The organism is Corallococcus sp. AS-1-12 (genome assembly GCF_020036995.1).
Lineage (GTDB): Bacteria > Myxococcota > Myxococcia > Myxococcales > Myxococcaceae > Corallococcus.
Window position 1 is genome coordinate 85,028 of sequence record NZ_JAIQDD010000020.1, and the last position, 16,246, is coordinate 101,273.

13 protein-coding genes and 1 pseudogene are annotated in these 16,246 nt (G+C 71.2%); 5 read left to right on the forward strand and 9 right to left on the reverse strand.

Features of this window, described 5'->3' with window-relative positions; genetic code table 11:
• The first annotated feature begins 124 nt into the window (after nt 1-124).
• The 3 genes from K8556_RS26680 to K8556_RS26690 all read left to right on the forward strand — a co-directional run bounded on the left by K8556_RS26680 (nt 125) and on the right by K8556_RS26690 (nt 1,714).
• Nucleotides 125-697, forward strand: coding sequence for a hypothetical protein (locus tag K8556_RS26680; protein ID WP_223742921.1), 573 nt, complete (start codon nt 125-127; stop codon nt 695-697).
• A 94-nt stretch (nt 698-791) separates the two neighbouring features.
• Nucleotides 792-1,511 (forward strand): YcnI family protein, encoded by a 720-nt coding sequence (locus tag K8556_RS26685; protein ID WP_223742922.1) that lies wholly within the window; start codon nt 792-794, stop codon nt 1,509-1,511.
• Between the two features lie 23 nt (nt 1,512-1,534).
• Nucleotides 1,535-1,714: a hypothetical protein gene (locus K8556_RS26690; protein ID WP_223742923.1), complete on the forward strand. Its 180-nt coding sequence runs from the start codon at nt 1,535-1,537 to the stop codon at nt 1,712-1,714.
• Between the two features lie 6 nt (nt 1,715-1,720).
• Here K8556_RS26690 and K8556_RS26695 read toward each other — a convergent pair whose 3' ends face one another.
• The 6 genes and pseudogenes from K8556_RS26695 to xdhC form a co-directional block, all read right to left on the reverse strand.
• Nucleotides 1,721-2,680, reverse strand: coding sequence for a hypothetical protein (locus tag K8556_RS26695; protein WP_370639970.1), 960 nt, complete (start codon nt 2,678-2,680; stop codon nt 1,721-1,723).
• 703 nt (nt 2,681-3,383) lie between these two features.
• A pseudogene (locus K8556_RS39870) lies at nt 3,384-3,896 on the reverse strand (hypothetical protein); the annotation flags it as partial.
• A gap of 70 nt (nt 3,897-3,966) precedes the next feature.
• Nucleotides 3,967-5,115 carry a methanobactin export MATE transporter MbnM gene (locus tag K8556_RS26705; RefSeq protein WP_223742925.1) on the reverse strand — a complete coding sequence of 383 codons (1,149 nt, stop codon included), beginning with the start codon at nt 5,113-5,115 and terminating at the stop codon, nt 3,967-3,969.
• 16 nt (nt 5,116-5,131) lie between these two features.
• Complete coding sequence (locus K8556_RS26710; protein ID WP_223742926.1) at nt 5,132-5,989, reverse strand: MbnP family copper-binding protein; 858 nt, start codon at nt 5,987-5,989, stop codon at nt 5,132-5,134.
• Between the two features lie 86 nt (nt 5,990-6,075).
• Nucleotides 6,076-9,909, reverse strand: coding sequence for a xanthine dehydrogenase molybdopterin binding subunit (xdhB, locus tag K8556_RS26715; RefSeq protein ID WP_223742927.1), 3,834 nt, complete (start codon nt 9,907-9,909; stop codon nt 6,076-6,078).
• Complete coding sequence (gene xdhC / locus K8556_RS26720; protein ID WP_223742928.1) at nt 9,906-10,724, reverse strand: xanthine dehydrogenase accessory protein XdhC; 819 nt, start codon at nt 10,722-10,724, stop codon at nt 9,906-9,908. The genes xdhB and xdhC overlap by 4 nt, the downstream gene beginning before the upstream one ends.
• 155 nt (nt 10,725-10,879) lie before the next feature.
• Here xdhC and K8556_RS26725 point away from each other — a divergent pair, with 155 nt between their 5' ends.
• Both K8556_RS26725 and K8556_RS26730 read left to right on the forward strand, forming a co-directional pair.
• Complete coding sequence (locus K8556_RS26725) at nt 10,880-11,323, forward strand: DUF2383 domain-containing protein (protein ID WP_206791443.1); 444 nt, start codon at nt 10,880-10,882, stop codon at nt 11,321-11,323.
• A 168-nt stretch (nt 11,324-11,491) separates the two neighbouring features.
• The gene (locus K8556_RS26730; protein ID WP_223742929.1) at nt 11,492-12,331 is read left to right on the forward strand and encodes a hypothetical protein; all 840 of its coding nucleotides are present in this window, start codon (nt 11,492-11,494) and stop codon (nt 12,329-12,331) included.
• A gap of 12 nt (nt 12,332-12,343) precedes the next feature.
• On the opposite strand, the gene K8556_RS26735 is transcribed toward K8556_RS26730, so the two are convergent.
• The 3 genes from K8556_RS26735 to K8556_RS39540 form a co-directional block, all read right to left on the reverse strand.
• Nucleotides 12,344-13,438: a hypothetical protein gene (locus K8556_RS26735; RefSeq protein ID WP_223742930.1), complete on the reverse strand. Its 1,095-nt coding sequence runs from the start codon at nt 13,436-13,438 to the stop codon at nt 12,344-12,346.
• Between the two features lie 11 nt (nt 13,439-13,449).
• Nucleotides 13,450-14,007 carry a DUF2378 family protein gene (locus tag K8556_RS26740; RefSeq protein ID WP_223742931.1) on the reverse strand — a complete coding sequence of 186 codons (558 nt, stop codon included), beginning with the start codon at nt 14,005-14,007 and terminating at the stop codon, nt 13,450-13,452.
• Between the two features lie 129 nt (nt 14,008-14,136).
• A complete protein-coding gene (locus K8556_RS39540) occupies nt 14,137-16,026 on the reverse strand; it encodes a M4 family metallopeptidase (protein ID WP_304504004.1) in 1,890 nt (629 codons plus the stop codon).
• Nucleotides 16,027-16,246: the final 220 nt, after the last annotated feature.

Genomic DNA, 16,246 nt, shown 5'->3' on the forward strand with positions numbered 1-16,246 from the left:
TCCTTGGATTCGTCTGGAGAGTGTTTCCGGAGGATACGGGGCGGGTCCGACACGGCGCCTGCGCGCTTGTGCCGCAGGGGGGGCCGGTGGCGCGCGTGGTAGAGGCGGCCCGGGAGCGTGAGACATGCCGGGACCGGCGGTGCGTGACGTGACGCGGTGGACGTGGAAGGCGCTGGTCCTGTGCGGCGCGCTGGGCTGTTCCGCGGAGCCGGAGCTGGCGGCGGTGGTGGACGTGGACGCGGGCGTGGAGCCGGGGCCCGCGCCGACGACGTGCGCGAGCGGAAGCGTCTGGACCGAGGCGACGGGCGGCACCGGGGCCACCATGGCGCCGGGCTACGCCTGCCGGAGCTGTCACCTGCGGGACGCGCCCTCCGTGGCGTACTACTTCATGGGCACGGTGTTCCCGTCGCTCCACGAAGCGGACGGGTGTGATGCCCGGCTGGCGGAGCCGTCGAAGGTGAGGGTGGAGATATTGGATGCGGACGGCCAGGTGCGGCTCACGCTGGTGCCGAACTCCGCGGGCAACTTCATGTCCACGACGCGCCAGCCGCCCTTCCCGCTGCCGTACCGGGCGCGGCTGGTGGGGCCGGATGGCACGTCGCGGATGATGGCCACGCCGCAGAACAGCGGGGACTGCAATGGCTGTCACACCGAGCAGGGCACCCAGAGCGCACCGGGGCGCATCGCGCTGCCGTGAGGAGGCCCCTTGCGGGCGCTGCGACAAATGACCGCAGCGGCCGTGTCACGGAGGGCTGATATCCGGGATGCTCCTTTCTTCCCGGAGTCACCCGATGAAGTCTTGGCTGGGGCCGTTGTGTGTTGTCGCGGGTTCGCTGGTGTCCTCGTCCGCCTTCGCGCACGCGGCGGTGTCGGGGGCCACGCCTCCGTATGCCGGGGGGACCTTCGAGGCGGACATCACGGTGAGCCACGGCTGTGACGGCGCGGACACGTCCAGGATGCGGGTCCAGATTCCGGAAGGCGTCACGAACGTGCGCCCGGTGGACTCCGTGTTCGGCACGGCCGAGGTGGAGAAGGACGCCAGCGGCAACGTGACGGCGGTGACGTGGACGCGGCCCACGGGCAACGTGAAGGCGGCGGACACGCACTTCTTCCACCTGGGGCTGCGCATGAAGCTGCCCGCGAAGCCGTTCACCACGCTGTTCTTCCCCACGACGCAGACGTGCAGCACGCAGGGCGGCGCGCAGACGGTGGTGGAGTGGACGAGCACGGCGGGAGGCGAGCACGGCCATGGCGGGGACGCGGGCACGGGGGCTTCGGAGAACCCGGCGCCGTCGCTCTACCTGCTGCCCTCGCGGCTGCCGGGCTGGAACCAGTACACGGTGGAGGAGCACGTGCATGACCTGACCGTGTTCAAGGACGCCCTCATCGTGTGGTCCGACACGAAGGCGTACAGCTTCAACCCCGTCACGCAGGCGCTCATCGAGAAGGAGCCCGGCGTCACCGCGCTCACGGAGATCCATCCGGGCACGGTCATCTGGGTGAAGTACTAGGCCCGCACTGGGGGACAGCGACCATGCGCCATTGGCTCTTCGTGTTGTGCGTCGGCGTTCTCGCCGGCTGTTCGGACAAGCCTTCGCCGCCGCCCGCGGGGCAGGGTGACGCGGGCACGCCCTCCGGCGTGGAGCGGCCCGGGGCGTTGGAGCGTCCGCCGCTGGAGCGGTTGCCGGACGACCTCAAGCCTCCTGCCCGGTAGTAGCGGTCAGCGGGACCGGTGGCGCTCCGCGACGCGGTAGAGCTGGGTGAGGGAGTGGTCCAGCAACGCCTGGGTGGAGCGCATGTAGCGGTGGGCGCGGACGAAGGGCAGCCACACGCGGTCACCGACGCGGACCTGTGCTTCCATCCACTGTTTGCGGGGGAGCCACTGGCCGCCCAGGTGTTTGACCAACACTTCGCCCAGGTAGGCGCCCACGGCGGGGACCGCGGTGGCGTCGATGTTGTGGCGCTCGAAGATGTCCGGGAAGGTCTGCTTCCAGAAGTGGAAGTCGATGTCCGTCAGGGATTCGGGGGACAGCTTGAAGACGGAGGGCACCGGCGTGTGGAGCAGCGCCACGAGGCGCTCCGCGAAGTACGCGTACTGGTCGAGGGCGGCCTTCGGCTCGGCCACGTCCGGAGGCAGGGCGGCGTCCACTGGGAGCCACTCGTCCGGCTCTGGAGGGACGTAGGCGTTGAGTTCGGCGATGCGCCGCTGCCGCTGGGCCAGGGAGCTGTATTCGGGCAGGCGCGCGAGGAGTGCGGCGATGTCCGGCGCGAAGCGGGGTTCGACGGGGGCGAGGATCGCGCTCCGTTCACGGAGGGTGGCCATCGCCGTGTCGAAGTCCAGGTCGGGCCGGAGGTGGACCCACGCGCGGGCCTGGGCGACGCGCGCCGCTTCGCTGGCGAAGTCCGCTGCCGTGGGCCAGGTGACGAGGAGGACGGAGCCGTCGGGGAGTTCTTCGACGCGGTGGGCGGGCGTGGAGCGCATGCGCTCGCGGCCGACGGTGTCCACGAGCTTCGCGCTGAAGACGTTGAGCCAGCAGACTTCATAGACCTTGTCGAAGCCGTCCTGATAGGCCGTTTCCCGGTCTCGGCCGAAGAGAGGGAAGTCCGCCAGTTCCCTGTCCGCCACGCTATGTGCCGACGCGTGGGTGACGGGGTAGTGGATGGCCCAGGTGCGGACCATCTCCACGAGTCCCTTGCAACTCGATTCCTGTGCGAAGAGTTCAACCGGCGCGACCGTGAGAGAAAGATTCAGGCTGGGTCGTAGCGGCGGGAGTCGAAGCCGGAGCGACATGTCCAGGTCGGCCCCCCTAGTGCGGTAGAGGCCCACGGACGTACTTCTTTCCTGGCGCGATTCAGTCAATCCCTTGGCCACTGCCTCGCGTGTGTACTTGCGGCGTCGTACTCCCTTGACGATGTCTGGCATCCACTCGCCAGCGCCTGATTCAAGTGCTTCAAGAAACGGCGCGAGTTCCTGTTCGAGGGCGCCGGTGGTGTTACAGGCTCCATCAAACGAAAGGCGCAGGAAGTCGTCCGTCATCTGCCTGGGGATGCCATCCATCGTCATTGGATTTGGACCTCCACCCCCGGGCTCTCTTCCAGCAGGGTCGCAAAGGTTCTTTCCAGGTTGACCCTGCCCCCAGGCTTGAGGTCGCCCCCTTCGTAGATGAGGTGCACCCTGCGAATTCGTGCCGGCCCTTCCAGCCCAGGTCTGCGGATGTTCACGGTCTCGCCGTAATAGCGAAGAGCCGCACGCGCGTCCGCTCTCATTTGGGCCGTCACTGAGTCCTCATTGAGCAAGCGCAGGTCGCGGCTCTTGAAGCTGATGGTCTCCATGCGTGGCGGTTGCCCTGAAGGCGGCCTTGTTTCGATGACTCCGCCAGCACCCCAAGCTGCTTGTCGCGGGCCAGTTGCTGGACCAGCTCGCGCAGTTCGTCGTCGAAGCTGGTGTGCAGGATGAAGAGCGCGAACACCTCCGTGCGCGGCAGGCCGTACTTCTCGACCGCGGTGAGCAAGAAGGCCGCGCGCTTGCGCTGGAGGACTCCGGAGGCCTTCGCGTCCAACGGACCCAGCGTCCCCAGCCGGACGGCATCCCAATCCAGCAGGGACTCCACCAGCCAGGCCATGTCCACGCCGCGCTGCATGGCCACGAAGGCCGCGGGCGAGGCACAGGCCAGGAAGGGCGCGAGGCGCTGCTCGCTTCGGTCCAGGTCGGGCCAGCCCCGCGGAAGGGGCCGACCGCCACAGGTCCATTTCCTGCCGTCACCCGACTCAGCGGAAACCTTCCGGGCCTCTCCTGCCCACGGCCGCCATGCGGAGGACCGTGCCGCCGGAGTGCCGTAGCTCCAGGTCCCGCCATGGGACGGCGTGGATGCACAGCCCGCGATGAGCAGGGCCATGCAGGCCAGCACTGCCCACCGCCGCACGGGGAATCGCCATGGCCGGGTCACGGCCGATGACGATACCGGCTCACGGCACGGTGGCGGGGTCCGCGAAGCGCGGGTCGGTCAGGAACGCCGTGTCCGTGAGCGACTCCAGGAACGCGATGACGTCCGCCTTCTCCTCGGGCGTCAGCTCGAAGCCGCGCACGAAGGCGCTCTGCAGGGGGCTCGGCTGTCCGCCGTTCGCCGCCCGGGCCCGGCCTCCCGCCGCGTAGTGGTCCAGCACGTCGGAGAGCGTCTCCAGGCTGCCGTCGTGCATGTACGGCCCGGTGACGGCCACGTTGCGCAGGGAGGGCGCGCGGAAGCGCCCCATGTCCTCCGGCCGGAGCGTGATTTCGTAGAGGCCCGTGTCGCTGGCGGGATACGCGCCCCGGCCGTCCTCGTTGTAGAGCCCCGTGTTGTGGTACGGCAGCACCGGCTCCGGCGTCGACTCGTGCACGGTCGCGTCCTGGAAGTTGAAGCCGGAGTGGCAGTGGTCGCACTCCAGGCGCTCGGACAGGAAGAGCTGCAGGCCCCGCTTCGCCGCGGGACTCAGCGCGTCCACCTCCTTGCCGTACAGGTAGCGGTCATACGGAGACGTGCCGGAGATGAGCGACCGCTCGAACGCGGACAGCGCCCGCGTCAGCGTGGCCAGCGACACCGGCGTGGCCTCCTGGGGGAACGCCTCCGCGAAGCGGGCTGTCAGCTCCGGATCCGCGCGCAGCCGCTCCAGCAGGACCTCCTGTTGGTCCGCGAAGCCCAGCTCCACTGGCTCCCGGCCGAACAGCGGCACCAGCGCCTGGGCCTCCAGCGTGGTGAGCGCGGAGTTGGCCCAGGTGAGGCTGGTCGCGTATGCCACGTTCGCCAGCCCCTGCCCGTTGCGGCGGTGCGCCTGCCCCGTGCTGCCCACCGCGTGAACGCGCCCGTCCGTGAAGGCCCGCGCCTGTTCGTGACACGAAGCGCAGGACTGCGTGCCGTTCAAGGACAGGCGCTTGTCGTAGAAGAGGCGCCGGCCCAACTGGACCTTCGCCTCCGACATGGGGTTGTCCTCCGGCACGCGCGGCTTTGGGAAGCCCGCGGGCAGCTTCCAGTCGTAGGGCGCGGGCTCCTCGGCCGGTCCGGAGGATTCGCCGCAGCCCGCGGCCAGCCACGCCACCGCCGCCAGCGCCTTCCACGCCTGTCCTTGTCGTCGTGCCACGTCGGACGTCCTCCTGCTACTCGGCCCGGATGAAGGACTGCGCGGCGGGGTCCGCCGACTGGCCGCCGAACGCCAGCCCCATGCGCTGGAAGAGCGGACCGCAGTCCGCGTCGTTGGGGGACGACATGCAGCCCGCGGCCGTGCTGGGCGCGTTCACGTCCAGGTTGGAGCCCGCGAAGAGCGTGCCCAGGTCCATCACCACCTTGTTCTTCGTCACGTCGAAGCCGTCCAGGTGGAACTCCGGCCGGTTGTTGTTCGCGCACCCGGCGGTGCCCTGCGTCTGGCCTTCCGGCGGCGGCGCGCAGGCCGTGCTGCCCAGGTGTAGGACGTGCTGGGGGATGCCCCGCGTGCGGCCCTCGATGTGCGCGAAGATGAAGCCGCCCTGCCAGCTCCAGTGCAGGCTCGTGTCGCCCATGGGCGCGCCGAGCGTCGTGGGGTCGCCGTGGTTCAGCTCCTCCGGCACGCCCACCGTGAAGCGCAGGCCCGTGTAGTCCCCCTGGGGCGCCGTGCCCCGGAGGGACGCGTTCATGCCCGCCGTGCCCTGCGTGCACAGCCCGTCCTGGTTCGCGAAGTCCAGCAGCGCCACGCCCGAGTGCTGCCACGTCCCGTCCTCGGTCAGCGTCACGGGCACCTCCTGCCCGTCCCGCGTCACCAGCCGCACGCCGTGGACGAACACGCGGAAGTCCATGGGCTCGTACGTCGTGCCCGTCGTGCCGACGTTCGTGTACGTCTTTCCGCACGCGAAGGACTCCGTGCCCACACGGGCGACGACGGGGAGGTCCACCGTCAGGACCTCGGGTTCATCCTCTCCACAGCCGAGCGCGCCCATCAGGGCCAGCGGCAGGAGGAGGCGGGAGCGGAGCATGGAGCGCATGAGGGTCATCCTTGGAAGGTGCCCCCGTCTAACGCACTGGCGGCAAAAGCTTGCCGTGGCATGTTGCCGCACCCGCGCCGCCCGCCTCAGGCCACCTCGCGCGTCTCGTCCGGCACGGGGAGCCCCGCGCCCCTCGCCTTGCGCCGCTGGATGGCCAGGAAGAGGGCCTCGTGCGTGGCGGGCGAGGGCAGGTCCACGTCGCCCCCCGGCGCTCCGAAGGCGGCCACCGCGTCGCGCAGCGCCTCGCGCACGGACAGGGCCAGCATCAGCGGCGGCTCGCCCACGGCCTTGCTGCCGTGGATGGTGCCCTGCTGCCCGGCGCGCTCCATGAGCGTCACGCGCAGGTCGATGGGCGCGTCGCTGAACGCGGGCACCGCGTAGGTGCTGGCGGAGTGCGTGAGCAGCCGCCCGTTCGCGTCCCACTTCAGCTCCTCGCCGGTGAGCCACCCCATGCCCTGCACGAAGCCGCCCTCCACCTGTCCCCGGTCCACGCCGGGGTTGAGCGAATCCCCCACGTCCTCCAGCAGGTCCGAGCGCAGCACGCGCTTCATGCCCGTGTCGCCGTCCACCTCCACCTCGCTCACCGCCGCGCCATAGGCGAAGTAGAGGAACGGCTTGCCCCGGCCCACGGCCCGGTCGTAGCCGATGCCCGGCGTGCGGTAGTAGCCCGTGACGGACAGGCCCACGCGGTCGCGGTAGGCCTCCTCCACCACCGCCGCGAAGGGCAGCCCCTGGTCCGGCCGCGACGCCGCCGCGATGCGCCCGTCCTCGAACACCAGCGCGTCCGGCGACACCGCCTGCCCGTGCAACTGCACCAGCATGCGCGCGGCCACCGGGGCCAGCCGCTCGCGCACCTGGATGCAGGCCTCGCGCACCGCCGCGCCGTTGAGGTCCGAGCCGCTGGAGGCCGCCGTCGCGGACGTGTTGGGCACCTTGTCCGTGGCCGTCTGCGCCACGCGCACCAGGTCCGCGGGCAGGCCCAGCTCGCGCATGGCCACGCCTTGAATCTTGGTGTGCAGCCCCTGGCCCATCTCCGTGCCGCCGTGCGACAGCAGCACGGAGCCGTCGCGGTACACGTGCACCAGCGCGCCCGCCTGGTTGAGGAAGGTGGCGGTGAAGGAGATGCCGAACTTCATCGGCGTGATGGCCAGGCCGCGCTTGATGCGGGGGCTGGACGCGTTGAAGGCCTCCACCTGCGCGCGGCGCTTCGCGAAGTCGGACGACTCCAGCAGGTCGTTCCACAGCTTCGGCAGCCGGTTGTCCTCCAGCTCCTGGCCGTAGTGCGTGGTGTTGGTGTCGCCCACGCCGTCGTAGAGGTTGCGCTGGCGCACGGCCTCCGGGGCCAGGCCCAGGGTGCTCGCGATGCGCGCCAGGATGTCCTCCATCACCAGCATGCCCTGCGGCCCGCCGAAGCCGCGGAAGGCCGTGTTGGAGACCAGGTGCGTCTTCGCCACGCGGCCGGTGTAGCGCACCGCCGGCACGTAGTAGCCGTTGTCCAGGTGGAAGAGGGCGCGGTCGGTGATGGACTCGGACAGGTCCAGGGACCAGCCGCCGTTGGACGTGAGGTCCGCCTTGAGCGCGAGCAGCCGGCCCGTGGCGTCGAAGCCCACTTCCCACGCCGCGTGGAACGGGTGGCGCTTGCCGGTGACGACCATGTCCACGTCCCGGTCCAGCATCCACTTCACCGGCCGGCCCGTGAGCACCGCCGCCAGCGCCACCAGCGCCGCGGGCGCGTTGCCTTGCGTCTCCTTGCCGCCGAAGCCGCCGCCCATGCGCGGCGCCTTCACCACCACGCGGCTGCGCGGCACGTGCAGCACGTGCGAGATGATGGCCTGCACCTCCGACGGGTGCTGCGTGGAGGACGTCACGGTGACGTCGCCGTCCTCGCCCACCTCCGCGAAGGCCGCGTGCGTCTCCAGGTAGAAGTGCTCCTGGCCGCCCATCGTCAGCTCGCCGGCCAGCCGGTTCGGACTGGAGGCGAGCGCGCTGTCCACGTCGCCCCGGCGGATGACGTGCGGGTCGGTGTGGAAGCTCTGCTGCTTCAGGGCCTCGGCCAGCGTGAGCACCGCGGGCAGGGGCTCGTAGTCCACCACCACCTGGCGGGCGCCCTCGCGGCAGGCCTCGGGCGTCTCGCCGACGACGAGCGCCACCACCTGCGCGTGGAAGAGCACCTCGTCCTTCGCGAGCAGCGGCTCGTCATGGCGGATGGGGCCCGTGTCGTTCATGCCCGGGATGTCCTCCGCGAGCAGCACCTTCACCACGCCGGGCACCTTCAGCGCGGCGCTGGCGTCGCGGCGGAGGATGCGCGCGTGCGCGTGCGGCGACAGCACCGGCCACACCGTCAGCATGGGCCTGCGCTGCGCGAGGTCGTCCACGTACTGCGCGCTGCCCGTCACGTGGCCCAGCGCGCTCTCATGGCGCAGCTCGCGGCCCGCGTCCGCGGTGGCGGAGGGAGCGCCCACGGTGAAGCGGGGGCGCCCGTCCAGCGCGGGGCTGCGCTCGCCGGACGCGAACTTCTCCAGGAGCGACACCACCAGCCCGCGCCGGTACTCCGCGCTGCCGCGCAGGTCGGTGAGGGGCGTGAACTCGCGCTCCAGCGTGGCGCGCACGCGGGCCACGGCCTCCGCGTTCCACGGGTGGCCCACGAGCAGTCCTTCCGTCTGCTTCGCCCGCGCGGGCGTGGCCGCGACGCCGCCGTAGCCCAGCCGCGCGGTGCGCACGAGGCCCCGCGCGTCCGTCTCGATGCAGAAGCCCGCCGCCACGATGCTGATGTCCAGCTCGCGGCGCTTGGACACCTTGAAGCTGTCCGAGTGCCGGGTGAGGCCGCTGTCCTTCGCCGGGGCGTGGGGGATGACGACGAAGCGGACCACCTCGTCCGGCTGGAGCGCCGTCTTGCGGTAGGCGAGGAAGAAGTCCGACAGCGCCACCGTCCGCTCGCCGCGCACGGACGCGAGCACCAGCCGGGCGTCCAGCGCGAGCAGCACCGGCGCGGTGTCGCCAATGGGCGAGGCCGTCACCAGGTTGCCCGCGAGCGTGGCGCGGTGGCGGATCTGCCGCGAGGCGAAGACGTTGAGCATCTTCGCCAGCTCCGGCACTTCGTGGCCCAGCGCGTCCTCCACGTCCACCAGCGACGCGGCGCCGCCCACGTACCAGCCGTCCTCCTCGCGGCGGATGGCGCGCAGGGCCTCCACGCCCTCGGTGGAGATGAGGAACGGGTAGCGGCGCGACTTCTTGGTGATGTCCACGCCCAGCTCGGTGGCGCCGGCCACGAGCATCGCCTCCGGGTGCAGGGCGCGCAGCGCGAGCAGGTCCTCCCAGGTGGTGGGGCGCAGGAACAGGCCGTCGCGGGCCTCGTAGAGCAGGGGCGGGGTGGGGGAGGGCGGCCCCTCCAGCGAGACACCGGGGAGGCCGGGGCCCGCGCCCTTCGCGTCGCGGGTGGCGAGCGCGTCGACCATCGCGTCGCGGATGGGGCGGTAGCCGGTACAGCGGCAGATGTTGCCGCAGAGCTGATCCGCGATGGCCTCCGGCGAGCCCGCGTCCTTGCGACAGTACGCCTCCACCATGGAGACGACGAAGCCCGGCGTGCAGAAGCCGCACTGCGAGCCGTAATGCTTCACCATCGCCTGCTGCACGGGGTGGGGCGCGGCGCGGCTGCCCACGCCCTCCACGGTGACGAGCTCACGCCCGGCCACCATGGGCAGCAGCGCGATGCAGCTATTGAACGCGCGCAGCGTCTTCTGGCCGCTCACGTCCCGGTCCACCATGGCCACGGTGCACGCGCCGCAGTCGCCCTCGGCGCAGCCTTGCTTGGTGCCCGTCAGGCCGCGCGCGCGCAGGTAATCCAGCAGGGTGGTGTTGGGCGACGCGCCGTCGACCTGGACCGTCTGGCCGTTGAGCCGGAACTCGAAGGGGGTGCTCATTCCCCCGAGGATAGCAGGGGCGCGGGCGCTGGCTGAGCGCCTGCTTCCTGGGCCAGCCCATGGTGGAGCTGGAGCAGCCCGGCCGCGATGCTCACGGCCACCTCCTGCGGTGACTTTCCCCCGGTAGGCAGCCCCATGGGGCACTGGACGCGGCCCACCTGCCCGGCGGGCATGCCTTTCGCCTCCAGCCGCTGCCGGAAGCGGGCCCACTTGGTGTCACTGCCGATGAGCCCGATGTAGCGGGCGGGCTTCTGGACGGCGAAGGCGATGATGTCCTGATCCACGTCGTGGCGGTGCGTCATCACCGCCACGTAGGTGCGCTGCGCGTCCCAGACCGCGCGAGAGGCGAAGTCGTCCCATGCCTCCTCGTGACGCACCACGCCCGAGGGCACCAGCGGGGACTGGACCCACTCCGGGCGCTCGTCCACCAGATGCACGCGAAAGGGGGTGCCCTCCAGGATGCGGCACAGCGCCTGGCCCACGTGGCCGGCGCCGAAGAGGTAGAGCTGGGGCCCGTGGTTGACGGGCTCGACGAAGACGTCCACGACACCTCCACAGCACTGCCCCAGCTTCGCGCCCAGCGGATAGCGGAGCGTGCGCGCCTCGCCCCGGGCCAGACACGCGCGGGCGTCCTGTAGCACCAACTGCTCCAGGTGGCCGCCGCCGATGGTGCCGTGGAAGGTACCGTCCGCGCGCACCAGCAGCTTCGCGCCAGGGGGCGCGGGCGTGCTGCCCTTGCACTCCGTCACCGTGACGACGGCGAACGGCGTGTCCTCCCGTGCCCACTCCGCGAGTTGGTGAACCCAGTTCCACATGCCGCGGGGCAGTCTGCCACGGCCGCCGCCCTGGTGGCGCCCCGTTGGACGTCTGCCCTGGGAACAGGGAAGCGAGCGCCTGTTGCCGGGCCGGTGAGGCACACCACCTTTTGCGCCAGACGTTTTCAACCCATCCGAATCAAGGAGATGACGTCATGGCCAATGCCGCCGCTGAACTCGAGACGCTGAACTCCTTCCTGCGGGGTGAGATCTCCGCCGTGGAGACCTACCGGCTCGCCTCGAAGCACATCGAGACCGAGGTCGCCAAGACGGAGGTGGAGGCCTGCCTCCACGACCACGAGAAGCGCGTGGAGGCCCTCAAGGAACGCATCGAGAAGCTGGGCGGGAAGCCCGCCGAGGGCTCCGGTCCCTGGGGCGTCTTCGCCAAGGTCGTCCAGGCCGGCGCGGACCTGCTGGGCGAGAAGCGCGCCATCGACGCGCTGGAGGAGGGCGAGGACCACGGCCTGAAGGACTACAACCGGGACGTGGACAAGCTGCACGGCGAGGCGCGCACCTTCGTGCGCCAGCAGTTGCTGCCCTCGCAGAAGCAGACGCACGCGCGGCTCAGCGCCCTGAAGAAGAATCCCACCCTGCACTGAGGGTAGGGGTTGCGCATTGCCGGACATCCCAAGGTGCCCATCCTGGATGTGGGGAGGGGCGCCTTGTGGTGCATCACACGTCCCCGCATCCAGGCCTGGAGGCTTTCAAGGGGCGTGCGATAGTTGGAAGGAGGGGACTTCCACCGGCGAGCGAGGGCGAAGAAGCACATGGGGCGCGAGCACACGGTGCCGGGGCCGCACGGGCCCGGGGCCGTCACCGACAGCGAGGACACGGGGACACCGGCTCCCCGCCCGCCCGACGTGCGCGCCGATGCCGACGCGCCGCCCTCCATTCCCTCCCCGACGACCGCCGACACCAGCTACGCCGCGGGCGCCCTGGGCACCGGCGTGGAGGTGCTCTTCACCACCTCCGAGCGCGCCCTGCAGTGGGCCTGGCGCGTGCTCCAGCTCGCGCGCGGCGTGGTGGAGGCCACGCCCCGGGGCGACGCGTTCATCCGCGAGGCCCGCGCGTCCGTGGTGGACTTCCTGGACCACATCCCGCCGCACGTGCGCCGCAGCGTCGAGGAGGTGCTCGTCTTCTGCAACCTGTGGCAGGCCGTGGGCGTGCGCCTGCGCCGCCGGGGCGGCTTCCCCGCGGGGGATGACACCGCCTGGCGCCAGCTCTGCGAGGACGTGGAGCTGCTCCAGCGCGCCGCCCAGGCCCGGCTGGGCACCGCCGCGGCCCTGGAGCAGGGGCTGCTCAAGGACCTGGGCCACCTGCGCGCGCTGGCCCTGTCCTGCGGCGACAGCGCCAATGAGGTCACCGTGGGCATGGAGGTGTTCACCCGCTGCATCGCGGAGCTGATGGCCGTGGCCAGCGCCATGCGCCGCGCGTGGGAGGCCGCCGCCCACGAGCTGGCCGAGTCCGCCGCGTGGCTGCGCGCGGGCGACCCGGCCTTCAGCGCGTGGCTGGCGGAGCACCTGGTCGCCGCCGAGCCCGCGTGGGAGCGCACCCAGAAGATCGCCCGCTGGCTGCGCGACGTGGGCGCCTTCGCGGGCCAGCCCTGAAGCCCGGCCCTCTCAGGGCTCGATGAGGATGCGGTGCCGGTGCAGCTCCAGGAGGATGTCCGGATCCAGGTCCGCCTGCTTGTGGTCGCGCAGGTGCTGGCGCACCGCCTCCACGGGCTTCTGGCTGGTGAACTCCACCAGCAGCGCGTAGGCCTCACCCGGCAGCGCCACCGCGTCGTATTCGCTGTACGAGCCCAGCGCCACGCTGCCGTCCGGCAGCCACTTCACCGTCGCGTCCGGGTTGAAGCGCAGCACGCGCGGCAGCGTGGGCGCGGTGGCCTGGGTGTGCAGCTTCTCCAGCACCTTCAACTCGATGGTGCCGTCCAGGCCCAGCATCCGCTCCAGGTCGTCCCGGGACACGGCGCGCACGGCGTCGAAGCAGGCGCGGTAGAAGTCCTTCTCCATCCCGGCGTAGCCCTTCCAGAGCGCGGCGTACACCTTCGCCGGGGGCGCCGCGTCGTCCAGGTCCTCCACGGACAGCGGGGCGGTGGCCACCTCCGCCTTGTCGCGGCCGTCCAGGAGGAACTCCGGCATCAACTGGAGCAGCGCGTGGCGCGACAACTGGAACTCCGCCAGCGTCAGGTACGTCTTCAGCGACATCCAGAAGCGCTGACCGTCCCGGCCCGCCACGTACTTGCAGAAGAACGTGGAGCAGACGGACTCGCGGTACGCCCAGATGGTGCAGCCGCCGGTCTCCAGCGCGTAGTACGGGCAGCGCAGCGACGACGCGCGGCCGAAGAACTGGTGCGCGTTCTTGTACAGGTGGTTGAACTTCGCCGGCGGCTTCACCCACTGCGGGCTCACGCCGATGCGGCTGTCGATCTTCGCCTCGATGCGCCGGCGCCCCTCCGCCATCTGGGGCGAGTCATCCGACAGGAGCGCGCCCACGAGGTAGTTGGGCAGCCGCGGCTGGTACGTGCAGCACTTGGTGTCCGGCCGGAACAGGTGCTCCGCCCCGTCCACGGACTCCACCGTGGCCTGCGCGGAGGCGCGGCTCATGGCGCAGTTGGAGCAGGTGGCCTTCGTCTCCGTTGGCGCGTCCTTGCGGAAGAAGGCCGGCAGGAGGTCCTGGTAGAGGGCGGGCAGCGTCGAGAGGATGGAAGACATGAAGGCGGGGGTCAGGCGGACCGGTCGGCCCACTCCAGGTGATAGGTGGCGGATTCGGGCGAGTGGCGGGTGCGGTGCAGGGTGAAGCCCTGGACCCCCACGCGCAACATCCCTTCCTCCAGCACGCCGTCCACGAAGCCCTCCAGGGGCTCCGGTTCGTTGAACCAGAGGTCCGCCTGGGTGGGGCCCAGCACGGTGAGCCGCGTCTCCGTGTAGTTGTTGCCGCTGCGGAAGTTGTGCTGCATCCGCTCCAGCGAGCGCATGGGGCCCACCACGCGCGCCAGCGTGAGGACGGCGCCGCCCACCAGCGTCTGCGCGTAGCCCTCCACCATCCGCCGGCCCATCAGGCGCCGGCCCTGCTCCACGGGCTGGTCCGGGTGGAGCGTGCGCGCCGTGTCCTCCAGGCAGTCCACCCAGACGGCCAGGGGGTAGGCGGCGAGCAGCGGGGCGTGGAGGTTCAGCCCCCGCGCGCGCAGCCGGTCCACCAGCTCGGGCGTCAGGGAGGGGGCGAGCACCTTGCGGTACAGGCTGTCCACGCTGCTGCTGAAGATGACGCGCTCGTCCCTCATGGCCCTCTGCCCTCGCCGGGACCCCCAGCGGCCCCGGGCGCGCATTCTTCGCCCAGGGCCCGGGAGGAGGCCAGCCCCCATGTGTCCACCCTCACACCGGGTGCGCGGCGAGGGGAAGCGCCGGGTGCGTCAGTAGTGCACCGACAGGCTCACGCCGCTGTAGGCCGAGTAGCCCCGGAGCAATATCCACTGCCGGCCGGCCGTGGTCTGCGCCGCCAGGTTGCACGTCTCGTTGTTGCCTCCCAGGTAGGGGCGGCAGTTGTAGGCCGTCGTGGTGGGCGCGGCGCCGAAGCGCGTGTAGAGGTCCACGTCCCCGGTGCCGCTGGAGGTGCTCACCGTGGAGGCCGTGTTCGCCGGCACGTCGAAGCAGAAGTACTGCTGCGAGTTGGCCGCGCCGGACAGCAGCGACACCGTGGTGTTGTTGGGCAGCAGGGTGCACGTGGGCGGAGGCGTCACCGCGCCCACGCCCACCGCTTCCCACGCCGCGTCCACCGCGTCCTGGGTGGCGGTGGAGTAGCCCAGGGTCTGCGCCGCCTGCCGCGTCGCCGTCTTGGCCGCGGCCAGCGTGGTGGTGGCGGTGAAGAGGTTGGCGTTGGCGTAATAGAAGATGCGGGCCGCGGCCTGCACGCCAATGCCCGTCACGTTCACCGTCGTCTTGCCGCGCGGGTGCGTGCCGCCGGTGGCCAGCAGCTTGAAGGCCAGGTTGGGCACGCCGGAGCCGTAGTGGACGACCGTGGTGCTCGTCACATCCGGCGCATAGTCCAGCGAAACGCCGTCCGCCGCGGGGTCGTTCATGTAGCGCAGCGCGTCCCCGGGCGTGCTCGGAGTCCAGGCCGTCTCGCCCAGTTGCCAGACGGACGCGGCGGTGCTCCACGTGCCCAGGGCCCAACTGGTGCAGGTGGCGGCGAAGATGTCCGACAGGGACTCGTTCAACGCGCCGGACTGGCCGCTGTAGACGAGGTTGGACGTCATCTGCGTGACGGCGTGCGTGAACTCGTGCACGACGATGTCCGGGTCCGCGCATGGCGGTCCGACCTGGGGCAGGCTGCCGTCTCCGCACACCAGCTTCGCGCCGTCGAAGTACGCGTTCGCGTAGTTGGTGCCGTAGTGCACCTGCGCCAGCAACTGGCCGCCCGTGCCGTTGTACGAGTCGCGCCCGAAGTTCTGCTGGAAGCAGTCGTAGAAGAGGCCAAGGTTGTCGTACGTCGTGTCGATGCCCGCGTCGCCGGTGGCCAACTGGCCCTCCATCCGGCACCAGCCGTTGGTGGCGCCCCCCACGGAGCACACCTTGCGGTTGCGCGCGGCGTGGAGCTCCGGCGCGCGCAGCACCTCCCGGCCGTCCTCCGCGCTCACGTAGACGCGGTCGCGCAGCGGCATGCCGTCCTCGTGCTGGCCGGACACCACCACCTCGAAGGCGCGGACCAGGGCCGCCTCCGGCGCCGGGCGCACGAACACCTCCCGCACGGACTCCGCGAGGCCGCCCGAGGTCGCCGCCAGCGCCGCCTCACTCGCGGCCTCCGCGCTGATGCGGGCCGGGGCCGGCAGGGGCTCCCCGTCGCGCGCGGTGCCGTTCACCGCGTACACGTCGCCCCGCGCGTCCAGGTGGACGAGGAGCTCCTCGTTCACCACGGGCAGGCCGCCCTTGGTCTGCGCGTAGCGCAGGTGCGTGTGGCCCAGCCCGTCCCGCTGGATGCGCTGGGGCACCACGTCCTTCGCCGTCAGCCGGAAGGCGGGCAGCACGCGCAGCAGGGTGGGCTCCAGGAGCGCGTGCGCCTGCCAGGCGCTGGCTCCCGGGATGGGCCGGCCCGTCGCGCCCAGCGCACCCTGGATGAACTGGGGCACGCCGTCCGCGTGGACCCCGCGCACCTCCGCGCCGGGCAGCGCGGACAGCGCGGACTGAAGGTCGCCCAGACGGGCCCCGGTCGCGGGAGAGGGTGCCTCCGCGTCGGGCCCCCCCGCACCACACGCGGACAACGTGAACGTCAGGCCGGCAAGGAACCAGCGGGTGTTGCGCTTCATGGACATGCCCCCAGTGTGACGAGACCCAGCTTCAAAGCCTGGCGAGCAAAGCATGGAGCGCTGACTGGGAGGTGAATCCTGGAATGACTGGGAGTGCTGGGAAGGAGGTCGAGGACGGAGGGGCGCCCACGTCGGCGGTGGTTCACCCACCTGGGTGCTGTGCGGGCGTCCTGGCACGAACTCCGGACGTTGTGACGCGAGGCGCGGTGATAAGGACGGC